Origin of the sequence: uncultured Marivita sp., from assembly GCF_947488135.1 — a bacterium.
GTDB lineage: Bacteria > Pseudomonadota > Alphaproteobacteria > Rhodobacterales > Rhodobacteraceae > Marivita.
Map to the genome: position 1 here is coordinate 724,052 of NZ_CANKYW010000001.1, position 13,684 is coordinate 737,735.

The 13,684-nt window shown below is 60.5% G+C and carries 13 protein-coding genes; 1 reads left to right on the top strand and 12 read right to left on the bottom strand.

Features of this window, described 5'->3' with window-relative positions; all coding sequences use genetic code 11:
* Position 1: 1 nt before the first annotated feature.
* The 7 genes from Q1B16_RS03650 to Q1B16_RS03680 all read right to left on the bottom strand — a co-directional run bounded on the left by Q1B16_RS03650 (position 2) and on the right by Q1B16_RS03680 (position 6,934).
* Positions 2-1,438: a CpaF family protein gene (locus Q1B16_RS03650; RefSeq protein ID WP_299784859.1), complete on the bottom strand. Its 1,437-nt coding sequence runs from the start codon at positions 1,436-1,438 to the stop codon at positions 2-4.
* Between the two features lie 11 nt (positions 1,439-1,449).
* Positions 1,450-2,691: an AAA family ATPase gene (locus tag Q1B16_RS03655; protein ID WP_299784860.1), complete on the bottom strand. Its 1,242-nt coding sequence runs from the start codon at positions 2,689-2,691 to the stop codon at positions 1,450-1,452.
* A gap of 193 nt (positions 2,692-2,884) precedes the next feature.
* Complete coding sequence (locus Q1B16_RS03660; protein WP_299784861.1) at positions 2,885-3,559, bottom strand: OmpA family protein; 675 nt, start codon at positions 3,557-3,559, stop codon at positions 2,885-2,887.
* 4 nt (positions 3,560-3,563) lie between these two features.
* Positions 3,564-4,985 carry a type II and III secretion system protein family protein gene (locus Q1B16_RS03665; protein ID WP_299784862.1) on the bottom strand — a complete coding sequence of 474 codons (1,422 nt, stop codon included), beginning with the start codon at positions 4,983-4,985 and terminating at the stop codon, positions 3,564-3,566.
* 191 nt (positions 4,986-5,176) lie between these two features.
* Positions 5,177-6,016, bottom strand: coding sequence for a Flp pilus assembly protein CpaB (gene cpaB, locus Q1B16_RS03670; protein ID WP_299784863.1), 840 nt, complete (start codon positions 6,014-6,016; stop codon positions 5,177-5,179).
* A gap of 428 nt (positions 6,017-6,444) precedes the next feature.
* Positions 6,445-6,639 (bottom strand): hypothetical protein, encoded by a 195-nt coding sequence (locus tag Q1B16_RS03675; RefSeq protein ID WP_299784864.1) that lies wholly within the window; start codon positions 6,637-6,639, stop codon positions 6,445-6,447.
* A gap of 73 nt (positions 6,640-6,712) precedes the next feature.
* The gene (locus tag Q1B16_RS03680; protein WP_299784865.1) at positions 6,713-6,934 is read right to left on the bottom strand and encodes a hypothetical protein; all 222 of its coding nucleotides are present in this window, start codon (positions 6,932-6,934) and stop codon (positions 6,713-6,715) included.
* A gap of 358 nt (positions 6,935-7,292) precedes the next feature.
* Here Q1B16_RS03680 and Q1B16_RS03685 point away from each other — a divergent pair, with 358 nt between their 5' ends.
* Complete coding sequence (locus Q1B16_RS03685; protein WP_299784866.1) at positions 7,293-8,102, top strand: lytic transglycosylase domain-containing protein; 810 nt, start codon at positions 7,293-7,295, stop codon at positions 8,100-8,102.
* Here Q1B16_RS03685 and Q1B16_RS03690 read toward each other — a convergent pair.
* The 5 genes from Q1B16_RS03690 to thrC all read right to left on the bottom strand — a co-directional run bounded on the left by Q1B16_RS03690 (position 8,094) and on the right by thrC (position 13,679).
* Positions 8,094-9,515, bottom strand: coding sequence for an FAD-binding oxidoreductase (locus tag Q1B16_RS03690; protein ID WP_299784867.1), 1,422 nt, complete (start codon positions 9,513-9,515; stop codon positions 8,094-8,096). The two genes, Q1B16_RS03685 and Q1B16_RS03690, sit on opposite strands and share 9 nt — an antisense overlap.
* Positions 9,516-9,532: 17 nt before the next feature.
* A complete protein-coding gene (locus Q1B16_RS03695; protein WP_299784868.1) occupies positions 9,533-10,369 on the bottom strand; it encodes an MBL fold metallo-hydrolase in 837 nt (278 codons plus the stop codon).
* Positions 10,370-10,447: 78 nt separating this feature from the next.
* Positions 10,448-11,032, bottom strand: a complete 585-nt coding sequence (locus Q1B16_RS03700) for a GNAT family protein (RefSeq protein ID WP_299784869.1) — start codon at positions 11,030-11,032, stop codon at positions 10,448-10,450.
* On the bottom strand, positions 11,032-12,294 hold the full coding sequence (locus Q1B16_RS03705) for a pitrilysin family protein (RefSeq protein ID WP_299784870.1): 1,263 nt from the start codon (positions 12,292-12,294) through the stop codon (positions 11,032-11,034). The genes Q1B16_RS03700 and Q1B16_RS03705 overlap by 1 nt, the downstream gene beginning before the upstream one ends.
* Positions 12,291-13,679, bottom strand: coding sequence for a threonine synthase (thrC, locus tag Q1B16_RS03710; protein ID WP_299784871.1), 1,389 nt, complete (start codon positions 13,677-13,679; stop codon positions 12,291-12,293). Before thrC ends, Q1B16_RS03705 begins: the two co-directional genes overlap by 4 nt.
* Positions 13,680-13,684: the final 5 nt, after the last annotated feature.

The following is a 13,684-nucleotide window of genomic DNA, read 5'->3' on the forward strand; positions in this document are numbered from 1 at the left end:
ATCAGTGGTTCCCGTTGAAGGGTTCATAAATCGACGGCGGCAAATCATATCCCCACATCTTGAAGCGCTCCGCGTAGTTCGAGCGAACGCCGGTGGCGGTGAAATGGCCGATGATCTTGTTCTCGGGGGTCAAGCCGACCCGCTGGAAGCGGAAGATTTCCTGCATCGAGATCACATCGCCTTCCATGCCGGTGATTTCGGTGATCGACGTCATGCGGCGCGAGCCGTCTTGCAAGCGGGAGGCCTGTACGATCAGGTTCACAGCGGACGAGATCTGGCTTCGCATCGCCTTGAGCGGCATTTCGATCCCGGCCATGGCGATCATGTTTTCCAGACGGCTGACACCGTCGCGGGCGCTGTTGGCGTGGATCGTGGTCATGGAGCCGTCGTGGCCGGTGTTCATGGCCTGAAGCATGTCGATCACTTCCTCGCCGCGCGTTTCGCCGACGATGATCCGGTCAGGACGCATCCGCAGCGCGTTCTTGAGACAGTCTCGTGGGGTTACGGCGCCTTTGCCTTCGACGTTCGCGGGGCGGCTTTCCATCCGTCCCACATGCGTCTGTTGCAACTGAAGTTCCGCCGTATCCTCGATCGTCAGGATACGTTCGCTGTCGTCGATAAAGGACGAGAGCGCGTTGAGCGTCGTCGTTTTACCCGAACCGGTACCGCCGGACACGATCACGTTGAGCCGTGTCGCGACGGCGGCTTGCAAATAAACCGCCATCTCTTCGGTGAAGGCCCCGAAGTTCACGAGGTCATCGATGCTCAGCTTGTCGGTCTTGAACTTACGAATGGAGACAAGGCTGCCATCGACCGCGATTGGTGGCACCATGGCGTTGAAACGCGACCCGTCCTGCAAACGGGCGTCAACATACGGGTTCGATTCATCGACGCGACGACCGACGGCGGACACGATCTTGTCGATGATCCGCATCAAGTGTCTTTCGTCCTTGAAGGTCACATCGCTGAGTTGCAGCTTGCCCTCGCGTTCGACGAAGATCTGGTGCGGACCGTTCACGAGAATATCGCTGACGGTCTCGTCTTTCAGGAGTGTTTCCAGAGGTCCGAGACCTTTGACCTCGTCGTAAAGCTCCTGGCCCAGCGTGATCCGTTCCTCACGGTTCAGCACCATGCCTTTTTCCTGGAGGCTCTCTGTCGTGATCGCGTTGATCTCGGCCTTGAGCTCGGCCTCCGTGGCCTGATCCAGCGCGGCGAGGTTCAGGTTGTCGAGAAGCGCGCGGTGCAGTTCCAGCTTGATTTCGCTGAGACGTTCCTTGCGCTTCTTGTCCCGATCTGCGGATTCCGCAACGGCGGCCTTGGTCGGCAGCACTTTACGCAACGCCTTGGCCGGGCCGGGCGAATTTGCCGGGGCCTCGACCTTGGGCGGGGGCGCGGCAGGGGCCTGAATGTCAGCCGTTTTTTTGTAACGCGAAAACATGTCTATGCTCCTTAAGCCGCTTCGGCATCGGACCGGCCGACTTCGTAGAGGGACCGGGCCAGCTTCGCGATTTCCTTGCGAAGCGGGTTTTTAGGCTGTTGCAGGCCCAGCGGCTGACCGTGGTCACCGGCTTCGGTCACGGCGCGACCACCGTCCGGGAATTGCAGATCGACAGAGATATCGAGGCTTTCCTGCATTCGCTTGAGTCTGCTTTTTCCTTGCAGATCGGTGAATTTCGGTGCCCGGTTCAGCACGAACCGGATCTTGTCGAAGGGCAGGTCTTCGGACTGCAAGGCGCGTTTGAGCCGGAAGGTGTTTTGCGCCGAGCGCATGTCGAGTTCGATGACGCCGAAGTAAACCTGAGCGGCGTAAAGTACGGTTTCCGACCACTGAACGAGGCTGGGCGGCATGTCGACCACGACGAAATCGAAATGACGTGCTGCCGTGTCCAGAAGCGCCTGAACTTCGGTTTGACCAATGATGTCGAGCGGCGGTAGATCGGCGGGGGAGGTGAAAACCTGCAACTTGTCTTCGAATGTCACCAATGCCTGTCCGAACGTGTCGTCGTCCAGTGTGTCGATGTCCGACAACAGTTCGAGCACGGCTTCCCGGCGCTGTACGTCGAGATAGGTGGACACGGCTCCGAATTGTAGACCAAGGTCCATGATGCAGACGCGGGGCGGTTTGTCCTTACTGACCGTTGCCAGCTCCCAGGCGAGGTTGGTGGCAAAGGTGCTGGCCCCGCAACCGCCTGCCATGCCCTGAACCGCAATGATCACGCCATCGCCATCGTGGGAAAGTTTCACGCCGGTTTTGTCTGTTCCGGCAACGACATGGGGTGTCTCGGGTGTCCGCATCCGCTCGATCGCGGCGGCAAGCTCGCCCTCGGGAAGCGGGTAGGGGACGAATTCGTCGGCACCCTGGCGCAACAGATGGTGCAACGCTGAAGGCGTGACGTCATGCGCAATCAGGACCACCTTGATCTGCCGCGATTTCGCGGCGGCGATGATGGAAGCCAGGTGATCGACATTTGCTTCGTCGTCAGCGTCAATGGCAAGTGCGACAAACTCAAGGTCCTCGCCTTCTTCCTGCAAGAAGAAATGCATGGCCTCGTCAAAACCGAGGTCGCCCCAGGCTTCGCCCAGAGCGGCTTCCATGTCTTCGATCAGGAGGTCGAATTCCTGTACATCCCGGCTGATGGTGCACGCGATCAACGGCGCCGGCTGCGGGGTGCTGGGAAGGATACTCGTCATTGGCCTCATTTCCTCTAACTTCGCGACGAACGTGCGCTGCGTTGTGCATGCGTCACGCTCGTCAATCCCGAGTCGTTCGGGAAGGACTGCTACAGTCCGAAGTTCGGTGGAAAACTTGGCAACATTGGGGCCGAATTACCGAAATTGTACGGTATTTCAGGCCGATGGCATGGCCCCTCGCGGGGCCGTGCCTTTATTGCGTCGCTTGGAATTCGCTGCCCTGGATGCCTCTCAGCCCCGTCGGCGCAGTCGCGCTGTTCACGTATTCGCGGTAGATGATTTCGGCATATTTGCCATCCATCACAGTGGGATGCGAGCTGACGAAGCCCGAAACCTCGGTCACGGTACGCCGGTTGCGACGCTCGCGGCCTTCGGTCACGATGAGGGGCTGGGTTTCGCCGAATGAGACAACCGCCTCAAGGCGTGACTTGCTGATGCCCTGCGACGCCAGGAAGTTCACGACCGCAATGGCCCGGTTCAGGCCAAGGCGCTTGTTATACGCTTCGCTTCCAACGGCATCCGTGTGTCCGTAGACCCGGAAATGGATCTCCGGGAACTGACGGATCCAGTTCGCCTGTTCCCGCAAGGTGTCGCGTGCACCGCTGTCCAAAACCGAACTATTGAACGCGAAGTTCACGGTTGTCATGACTTCGCTCGCAAAGCGTTGCGACAAATCGTAAGTGTAACGCTTTTCGCCGTTCATGAGCTGGATATTGTTCATGGTGGCGTTGCCGAAGTTGCCGGTGTCCACCAGCGCACCCGCTTCGCGGTGAAATGCGCTGTAGACCGGATCGCTGCTTGCGCAGGCGGCCAAAAGAGCCAGTCCGGTCAAGGCTGCGGGGATGCGGAGGTTTTTTTGAAGTGCCATCGCTTTAATCCATCACATAGCCATAAGAACCGTTGAAGTCCTGTTTTGCAACTTCACCGGCGGCACCCTGCAAATTGCGGGAATCGCTGGCGACGCGTCCGAAGAGGAACAGGTCTTTTTCGGTCGGGGGGCGCACACGGTCTGTCGGCAGCGCGAGCGCTTCACCGCGTGTGGGCGAAACAAGGTGCGGCGTGATGATGATGACCAGTTCGGACTGCTCTCGCTGGTACTCCGCGCTGCGAAACAGGGCACCTAGGACAGGAATATCGCCCAACCACGGGACCTGGCTGTTCAGGTCGCGAAAATCATCCTGCAAAAGTCCCGCAATTGCGAAGCTTTCGCCGTCGCGCAGTTCCACCGTGGTGGTCGTTTCCCGTCGGGTGAACCCGTCGATCCGGATCGCGCCGATATCAATGCCGCTGCTTGGGTCGATCGACGACACGGCCGCTTCAAGCTCGAGATTGATCAGATTGTCGTCTAGAACACGCGGGATGAAGTTCAACTCGACGCCGAATGGCTTGAATTCAACGGTGATGGCACCGTCTTCCTGCGAAACAGGGACAGGGTATTCGCCACCGGCAAGGAATGTTGCTTCCTGACCTGACAAAGAGGTCAGGTTGGGTTCGGCAAGGGTTCGGACGACGCCCTTGGATTCAAGGGCTTCAAGAAGGATGCCCACTTCGAGCCCGCCCGCATTGAACCCGAAGAGGATGGCACCTTGGGACCCCGCTCCAGGTCCAAGCTTATCCGCGACGGAATCGACGGCTGCCAAAGGTGCAGCATTGCCGGTGCCCAGCTCAAGTCCAAGGTCTCCGTCGAGCACGGAGCCCCCGGTTGCCAGCGAAGCCTGAAGCGACTTCGACACGGACCGCTGCATTTCTGCGAAGCGAACTTTGAGCATGACCTGCTGCACACCGCCGACGGACATCAGGTTCGACACGCGTTCGGGTGCGTAACGTTGTGCAAGGTCCAGCGCGCGTTGCATGCGCGGAGTGCTGGATACCGTCCCGGAAAGGACGATGCCGTCATTCGCGCTGCGAACTTCGATCTTTTCGTTTGGAAGGACCTGACGCAGGCGCTCTTTGAATTCCGTGAGATCAGGTGCCACTTTGACATCGACATTGGTGATCAGTTGACCATTCGCGTCGAGGATTGTCAGGGTCGTCGTGCCCGGCGTTTTTCCGAGAACATAGATTGTGCGCTCCGAAAGCGACGAAATATCCGCGATGGACGGGTTCGCGATGCTGAGCTCCGCGAAAGGAACCTCGCTTTCGACGACCACCGCCCGGTTCATGGGAACGTTCAGAGTTGATTCAGTATTTGTCCGGATGACACGCAGTGTTTCAGCGAATGCTGAGTGCGCCACCGGAGAAATGGCAAGGACGACGCCCAACAGGGCGGCCTTGAGGGGACTGCTCGTGTACATGTGACCTGCCTTTCCGATCACGCCTCAGATGTGGGTCTTGATGCCCGATATTCCCGTCAGCCTGCGTCAAGTCGCGTTTTATTGCAAGAATCAATGATTTCGGAGGGGGGCTTCATGTGGATAAGGCGCAACAATGTGTTGCGCCTTTCAGTCATTTCATCATGTCCACACGACATGCGGTGTCCGAGGTGTCAATTCGTACAAGGAATGGGGACTTCCACCACCTCTCCGCCGCGGCGGGTCCGAATGGTGCAGATTTCGTTTTGCTGAACTTCCGGTGCCACCTGAAGCTCTCCCAGTCCCAGAAGGGACCGCTGATCGACCTCGATGACCTCAGCGACTGTATCATCGCCGCGCCCCATCAGTGAAAGCGACAAGCGTCCGGTGGATTGCGCCTGTGCGAGGGCGGCGACCTGTTGAGGGTCGGCCGACACTGTAACGGTGCGGGCAATCGTCGTGCCGGAGCTTCGGGTCTGCGCGTCTTGGTCGATCGCGATGAGAAGCACGCCGGTCTCGATAAGGCGCGTCACATCTCCGCTACGGTTCACGCGTCCTGTCCAATAGACATCGACCCGGTCGCCGGGGCGCAGAAAGCCGGACACGCCGCTGGCGACATCGACCTTGATCGCAAAGGCGCGTTGTCCCGGCGCCAACCGAGAGGTCAGACCTGCGTCTGCCCCCGGTTCGCTGACCTTGGCCGGCATGAACGCCTCGTGCTTTTCGATCGGGCGCAGAGCCACGCGGGGCAGGGCGCCGTTTGCGTTCAACGGATTGGCCTGGTCGAAATAGGCTTCGGGAAGCGTCTGGCGGGGCCAGGGCAACAGCGCCATATCTTCGGATTTGATGACTTCGCCATGGTCGATCTTGCGTGTTGCGACATAGACCTCATGCACGGGGACCGCGGCCGCCGAGTTGTTGCGGGCCTGGTCAAGTGCGACCTGGTAGCTGCTGATGTAATTTTGCGCCATGTAGACGGCGAACCCGGCCAACGCCAAGCCTGCCAGAAGTACGAGCCCGAAAACGATACGCATTTTGCCTCCTTCCATGCTTCCTACAAGCACCATTCGTGTGCTGGAACATGATACAATTATCCGGGATATAGGAATATTGTGTCGGCCTGTTGGACGCTTTGTGGCGGAAACGTGGATTTTGATCGGATTTGCGCCTGGCGCGGATTTGTCTTGACGAATGCGGCGTAAACCGTTTCAGACCGCCTTTGGCAGTAGGGTCCGGGATTGGAAGCAGGCGTATCGGCAGCCGAAGTTCCAGCAACGCCATCAAGTTCGGTCTGCTGCGTGGAAGGATTGCTCAATATACCTCGATGAATCAAAAATCCCCGCACGAGGCGAGGACTTTATCATTGGTCTGAGGCGGGGTTTGGTACGCCTTACGACCCGTGAATTCTCTTGGCTGTTGACGCCATGATATTTACAAGCTGCGACGCGCCGAATATGTCGGGTCAATCAGGGAAGACCGTAGATGAAAATGCGTTGACCGCATCCCCCGTGCTTCCGGCCACGCCGGTTACGGAGGCGTCGTATGCTGAGGCCCAAGCTGCCATGGCAAGACCGACGACCGCGGCTGTCAAGACGACCCAGTCAACCGTAACGGCACCGCTATCATTCTGCCAGAAGAACTTGATTTTACGCAACATGTCACAGCCTCATTTCTTGGGGTAAGAAGGCGCGGGTAACGCGCCTTCTCTTGTCAATCAAATCTGACGATTATTAGCTGCCGCCATCGCCACCGCCAGTGCCGCCGGAACCGTTCACCCATGTGGAAGCGGTTCCAACTGCGACACCAGTGTCGGCCAGCACGTTGGAGGTGCTCGTCTGGATTGCGCCATAGGCTGCGATTGCCAGGCCCACAACTGCGGCTGTCAGAACAACCCAGTCAACTGTTACGGCGCCGTCTTCGTCCTTGCGGAAGTTCTTGATGAATTTGATCATTGTGATCTCCATAATCTTAGTTTTGCTCACGTTGGCCAAGCTCAGGACTGTAAGCGGAGCGCTCTCTCTTTCGCTCCATCCCGTCTTGGATGACCTGTTATAGTCGTTGGATTGGGGCAGCAGTTTGACGGCATTGGTCCGATTTTGCAGCCGACGAAAAAAGTAAACGGAAAATGCATAAGTAATTGATTTTAAATAAAAATAAAAACAAAAATTTGTTTAAAACAGTTTTCGATCGTTCACTCCGGATGGTGCGCGACACTGGATTGACACCGTATTCGAAACGAAATGGCCTTGCTGCTGCAATTGTGTAATACTCAACGGCAATAAAAAATGGGCATCGAGCAGGAGCCTGCAAATGAAACGGTACTTGATCACGGCTTTTCTGGCCGCGTCGCTGGGCGTCGGCACGGTGTCGGCAGAACCTGCGCCGTTCCCGGACTTTTCGGCCAAGCGTGTGAAGCCACCGTCAGCGGGGGCGAAAAAGCGCATTACCGTCCAGATCGCGCCTCAGCCTGCGCCGACCGTCCCGGCCCCCGCCACACCTGCGGCACAGCCCCGCGCACCGGGTGGGGAGACATTGGCATGGTTCTGGCAAGACGTCTCTCCGTCGATTGACGCGAAAGGCCCCGGTCGGTTGGAGCCTGCCCTGGTGCGATTGTCCAATCCGCCTCCCGGGCAGGGTATCACTGCTCCACGCTTGCAGGACTTGCAGAACATCGCGCAGCGGCACGGGCGGGATATCCTGCTGCACACCGTTGGCACCCGGGTGTCGCCTGCCTTGGCTCTGGCCGTGATCGCTGTGGAGTCGGCGGGGCGTGTAGACGCGCAAAGCTCGGTGGGGGCGCAGGGGCTGATGCAGCTCATGCCCGCAACCGCCGAACGCTTCGGTGTCAGCGACAGCTTCTCTCCCACCCAGAATATCAAGGGCGGTGTCGCGTTCCTCGACTTCCTGATGGAGAAGTTCGACAACGACGTCATACTGGTTCTGGCCGGGTACAATGCCGGGGAAAACGCGGTCGTCAAAAACAGTGGCGTTCCAGACTACGCCGAAACGCGTGCCTATGTGCCCAAGGTATTGCAAGCCTTTCAGACGGCGAAAGGGCTGTGTCTGACGCCGCCCCAGCTTGTTACCGACGGATGTGTGTTCCGTGTTGCCTCACGTTAGGACGGCGCCGGGGTTCATGATACCCTTGGGGTCGAGAGCGGTCTTGATCGCGCGCATCGCGGCCAGCTTGGTCGGATCGCCGTAGCGGGCCAGATCGGCCTTCTTGGCGCGGCCGACGCCGTGTTCGGCGCTGAAGGTGCCGCCGAGATCCGCTGCGATGTCATGCACAAGCCGCTTGATCTCTTTCGTCTCCGTCAAGAAGTCGTCGCGTGACCGTCCTTCGGCCGGGAACACGTTATAGTGCAGGTTGCCGTCGCCCACATGCCCGAAACAGTTGATGCGGAAGTCGCCCACTTGCGCAATCGCCTGACGGGTCCGCGCAATAAAGCTGGGCAGTTCGCCCAGGGGCACCGACACGTCGTGGCTTGAGACCGCGCCGATGCGACGGTTGGCTTCGGGGATGTGCTCGCGCACCGACCAGAATTCGGTGCGCTGGGCTTCGGACTGCGCGATGACGGCGTCGGAGACGATGCCTTCCGCCTCGGCGGACACGAAAAGCGTCTCGAGCGCCTCTTGCGGGTCCAACCCCTTGGGCAGGCCGATATCCATGAGGATCATCCATTCGGGATGGTGGTCGCCGAAAGGTTTACGGATCTCGGGCATTGTCTGTGACAGGAAGTCCAGACCGTTGCGATGCATCAGCTCGAAGGCACTGATGCTTTCGCCAAGCTGCGACTTGGCCAGAGACAAGAGGTCAAGCGCCGCCTCGGCATCGCGGATCACGAACACCGCCGTGCCGATGCTGGCCGGTCGCGGGAACAGCTTGAGAGAGGCTGCGGTGATCACGCCCAACGTGCCTTCGGAGCCGATCATCAGGTTGCGCAGGTCATACCCCGTATTGTCCTTGCGCAACCGCTTGAGACCATTCCAGACCGACCCGTCGGGCATCACCACCTCGAGCCCCAGGCACAGATCGCGCGTGGTGCCGTATCGCAAGACGTTCACGCCGCCTGCATTCGTTCCCAGCAGCCCACCGATACGGGCCGATCCCTCTGACGCCAGAGAGAGCGGAAATAGGCGGTCCACGTCTTCGGCAGCGGACTGAATGTTGGCAAGAATCACGCCTGCATCGGCGATCAGCACGTTTTCCTGCGGATACACCGCGCGGATTTGCGTCATCCGTTCAAGCGACAGGATCAACGGCACCTCCGCATCACCTTCGGGGGCGATCTGGCCAGCGACCAGGCCAGTACCGCCGCCGTAAGGCACGACGCCCACCCTCGCCTCGTTGCAGGCGCGCACCAAGGACGCGACCTCGGACGTATCGCGCGGCCGAGCAACAAAGCCCTTCGCACCCTGATACCGTCCGCGCGGCTCTTCGAGGTAGGATTGGTCTGCGCGGGCGAACGTGTCCGCAGGGAAATGGTGCGACAGGGTGTCGATAAACCCGCTATCGGCAGAATCGCGTGGCATGGAAGGCTCCGAATGCGTTAGTCTTGGGCGTCCCGCAACCATTGGGGGCGCAGAACCACGACCGTAGGACGGGACGGCAGATCGCGCAACGACAACTCGATAAAGGACGTATCGCGACGGTCGATGACAAAGCTGTCCTGCACCTGTTCAAGGAACGAGTCGAGCGCGTAGCCGGAGAACCAGTGCATCGGAATGACCACGCTTGAGCGCAGACGGTCCACGATCCGCACCATCACCTCGCGCGGGAGGGTGTAGCCGCCATCCACCGGCACCATCACCACATCGAGCCGCCCGATTGCTGCGTATTGCTGATCGTTGGGTTCATGGTGCAGGTGCCCGAGATGGCCGATGCACAAGCCCTCGACTTCGAAGATAAAGATCGAATTGCCATTGTCCTCGGTCCCGCCGAAGGTGGAGCGGATGTCGGTCGATACGTTGCGGATGAGCATCTCTCCCACATCGACGTGATGCTCGATCCCTTCGCCGAATGGCCCCCAGCCCGGCAGGACATGGGGAATGGCCGGATCGGGGTTGGCCGTCCAGTGCGTTTCATGCGCGTGGTTCATCGTGACCACATCGGGGATCAGCGTGGTATTCCCCAGAAACCCGGTGAAATCCGTGGCGACGTTCAGACCGCCGGGTGTTTGCAGAAGAAAGGTGGCGTGGGCGACGTAGTTGATCCGAACGCTGTACTCGGGGACCGGGTTGGTCCAGGCGGCTTTCTGGATATAGGCAGCGCCGGGCGTCGCATCGGCGATGGCGAGACAATGACTCGGGCGACGTGTCTCCTGGGCGACTGCGGCCGATCCCATGATGATGACGACACAGGCCATCCAGAACGATTTGAAACGCATAGCGACACCTCCTGACGCGCAAGATAGCGCAGCCCTAGGGGGGGTCTAATCAAATATGCGCGTTGGGTCTTGGTGCGTTCATCCGACGTCGGTGCGGCCACGGCGGTCCAACCGCAATGAGGCGTAAAGCACATGGGTCCGCCAGCGCCCGTCGATCTGAAGGTAGCTTTGAGCGACGCCTTCGTATTTGAACCCGGCTTTTTCCAGCAATCCGCGCGAGGCCTTGTTCTCGGGAAGGCAGGCCGCTTCGATGCGGCTCAGATCAAGCCGGTCGAAGGCGTAATGCACCACGGCGTCAATCGCCTCGCGCATGTAGCCTTGTCGCGCGAAGGGCTCTCCGATCCAGTACCCCAGCGTGCCCGCCTGCGCCGGGCCGCGCCGGATGTTGTCGAGCGTGATGGCACCCAGCAGCATGTCGTCGCTGCGCCGGAGCAGGAACAAGGGCACGGCGGAGCCGTTGCCGATGGCGCGGTTGGCCCAGTAGACTCGGTTGGTGAAGGCCCGTCGCGAGAGGTGATCCTCGGCCCAGCTGGGTTCCCACTTTGCAAGGAAGGTTTCGCTGTCGCGGCGCAGGGCGCTCCACGGGGTGAAATCGCTGTGCATCGGCGGGCGCAGCACCATCCGCTCGGTATCGAGCCGAAGCTTGCGCCGCAGACTGAGCATCAGGCCACGCGTCGTTGGGACAGGGTCGGCAGGTCCGGCGCCGTGTCGACCGGGCCGTAAAGCGCCATCGCCGCCGGGGCCTGTCGGACGAGGTGTTCACCGAAGGCCCGCACGTCCCCGGTGGTGACGCTATCGATGCGGGACACGGTGTCTTCGAGCGATGGCACCTCGCCCCAGATCTGGATCATCCGCGCCAGGCGTTCGGTGCGGGATGACGGGCTTTCCAGCCCCATCAGCAACCCGGCCTTCATCTGGGCGCGCGCGCGTGCGACCTCGGCGGGCGACATATCCTCGGCGGCGCGCCTCATCTCGTCGATGGTGAGATTCGTGAGATCCTTGATCTCTTCGCCGCTGGTCCCGGCGTAGATCGTGGTCATGCCGGTGTCCGAATAAGCCCCGGTCTGGGCAAAGATCGTGTAGCACAGCCCGCGCTTTTCGCGGATTTCCTGGAACAGGCGGCTCGACATGCCGCCACCCAGAGCGACGGAATAGACCTGTGCTGCGTAAAAGCCCGGATCACGGTAGCCGGGGGATTCGAACGCGAGCGCCAGATGTGCCTGTTCAAGGTCCTTGATGTGACGGCTTTCACCCCCCTGGAAGCGGGCCGCGTCTGCGGTCAGGAAGGGGCGGGACACCATGTCGCCGAACAGCGCCTCGGCCTGTTTGACGATTTCGTCGTGATCCACAGCGCCTGCTGCCGACAGGATCATCTGGTCCGGGCCGTAATGTTCGGACACGAAGGTGGCGAGATCGTCCTTGGAAAACGCCGACACGCGGTCGCTTTCGCCCAGTATCGTGCGCCCGATGGGCTGATCCGGGTAGGCGCGTTCCTGAAGCCAGTCGAAGATGATGTCGTCGGGCGTATCGGCAGCCTGACCGATCTCTTGCAGGATCACGTGGCGTTCGACTTCGATTTCCTTGGGATCGAACACCGGGTTGCGCAGGATGTCGGCCACCACGTCAAGCGCGAGGCTCACGTCGTTGCGCAGCACGCGGGCGTAATAGGCCGTCACCTCGCGCGAGGTGTAGGCATTGATATAGCCGCCCACGTCTTCGATGGCCTCGGCGATCTGCAAAGCTGACCGCGTCTCGGTGCCTTTGAACGCCATGTGTTCAAGGAAATGCGCGATGCCGTTCTGTTCGGGCCGTTCGTGCCGGCCACCTGCGGTCACCCAGATGCCGATGGCGGCACTCTCCAGACCGGGCATATGCTCGGTCACGATACGGAACCCGTTGGGAAGTGTGGCAGTCTGGACGGTCAAGAGGCGATCCTGTCTTTGATGAGGGTTTCAAGCTGGTCGAGGTCGTTCGGAACGCGGGTGACACGTTCGTCGCGATCAAAAAGGTCCGCCATGCGCTCGGGCAGGGGCGGGCGGATGCCGCTGGCTTTTTCCACCGCATCGGGGAATTTCGCCGGGTGCGCGGTGGCCAGCGTGATCATCGGCACGTTAGGGTCGCGCTGCGCCTCGGCCACGGCGACGCCGATGGCGGAATGTGGGCACAGCAATTCGCCCATGTGTTTGTGCGCATGTGTGATCATCGCCAGCGTTTCGTCCTCGGATACACGCCCGCTGTCGTAATGATCGCGCAGCACCTGCATCGCGCCCTGGCTGACATGGAAGCCGCCGGCCTTGAGTTCGTCCATCAGTTGCGACACGGCGTTGCCGTCGCGGTTATAGGCGTCGAACAGCGCGCGCTCAAAATTCGAGGAGACCTGGATGTCCATTGACGGGCTAATAGACGGAGTCACGCTGTCGGTGACATAGCCGCCGGTGCTCAGGCAGCGGTGCAGGATGTCGTTCTGGTTCGTCGCCACAACCAGCCGGTCGATGGGAAGGCCCATGCGCTTCGCGATATAGCCCGCGAAGATGTCGCCAAAATTGCCGGTGGGGACGGTGAAGCTGACTTTGAGATCCGGCGCGCCCAGCGACACGGCGGAGGAGAAGTAATAGACCACCTGCGCCAGCACGCGGCCCCAGTTGATCGAATTGACCCCCGCCAGCCGCACCGCGTCGCGGAATTCGAAATGGTTGAACATATCCTTGAGCCGCGCCTGGCAGTCGTCGAAATCGCCATCTAGCGCGAGCGCATGGACATTGCTCTCGGTCGGTGTGGTCATTTGGCGGCGCTGAACCTCGGACACGCGGCCATGGGGGTAGAGGATGAACACATCCACCGCATCCAAACCCCGGAACGCCTCGATCGCGGCGGAACCCGTGTCGCCGGAGGTCGCGCCCACGATGGTCACGCGGTCGCCGCGGCGGGTCAGAGCTTCCTCGAACATCTGTCCGATGAGCTGCATCGCGAAGTCCTTGAACGCGAGCGTCGGGCCGTGGAACAGTTCCAAAAGGAAGTGACCGGAGCCAAGCTGCACCAGCGGCGCGCGGGCGTCGTGGCCGAATGAGCCATAGGACTTGGCGATCAGGTCAGCGAACACCTCGTCCGTGAAGGCGTCGCCGACGAAGGGCCGCATCACGCGGAACGCCACCTCTTCATAGGGCAGGCCGTGCATCGCGCGGATGTCGTCGGCGCTGAGCGTCGGGATCGTTTCGGGGACATAGAGCCCCCCGTCGCGGGCAAGACCCGACAGCATTGTGTCTTCGAAACCAAGCGCCGGGGCTTTGCCGCGGGTCGAGATATACTGCATCAGGC

What these genes read in the sequence shown, in the direction of transcription:
- Q1B16_RS03685 (WP_299784866.1), top strand. Translation starts at nt 7,293, where the DNA reads ATGAAACGGTACTTGATCACGGCTTTTCTGGCCGCGTCGCTGGGCGTC.
- Q1B16_RS03650 (WP_299784859.1), bottom strand. Translation starts at nt 1,438, where the DNA reads ATGTTTTCGCGTTACAAAAAAACGGCTGACATTCAGGCCCCTGCCGCG.
- Q1B16_RS03665 (WP_299784862.1), bottom strand. Translation starts at nt 4,985, where the DNA reads ATGTACACGAGCAGTCCCCTCAAGGCCGCCCTGTTGGGCGTCGTCCTT.
- cpaB (WP_299784863.1), bottom strand. Translation starts at nt 6,016, where the DNA reads ATGCGTATCGTTTTCGGGCTCGTACTTCTGGCAGGCTTGGCGTTGGCC.
- thrC (WP_299784871.1), bottom strand. Translation starts at nt 13,679, where the DNA reads ATGCAGTATATCTCGACCCGCGGCAAAGCCCCGGCGCTTGGTTTCGAA.
- Q1B16_RS03690 (WP_299784867.1), bottom strand. Translation starts at nt 9,515, where the DNA reads ATGCCACGCGATTCTGCCGATAGCGGGTTTATCGACACCCTGTCGCAC.
- Q1B16_RS03675 (WP_299784864.1), bottom strand. Translation starts at nt 6,639, where the DNA reads ATGTTGCGTAAAATCAAGTTCTTCTGGCAGAATGATAGCGGTGCCGTT.
- Q1B16_RS03700 (WP_299784869.1), bottom strand. Translation starts at nt 11,032, where the DNA reads ATGCTCAGTCTGCGGCGCAAGCTTCGGCTCGATACCGAGCGGATGGTG.
- Q1B16_RS03695 (WP_299784868.1), bottom strand. Translation starts at nt 10,369, where the DNA reads ATGCGTTTCAAATCGTTCTGGATGGCCTGTGTCGTCATCATCATGGGA.
- Q1B16_RS03660 (WP_299784861.1), bottom strand. Translation starts at nt 3,559, where the DNA reads ATGGCACTTCAAAAAAACCTCCGCATCCCCGCAGCCTTGACCGGACTG.
- Q1B16_RS03655 (WP_299784860.1), bottom strand. Translation starts at nt 2,691, where the DNA reads ATGACGAGTATCCTTCCCAGCACCCCGCAGCCGGCGCCGTTGATCGCG.
- Q1B16_RS03680 (WP_299784865.1), bottom strand. Translation starts at nt 6,934, where the DNA reads ATGATCAAATTCATCAAGAACTTCCGCAAGGACGAAGACGGCGCCGTA.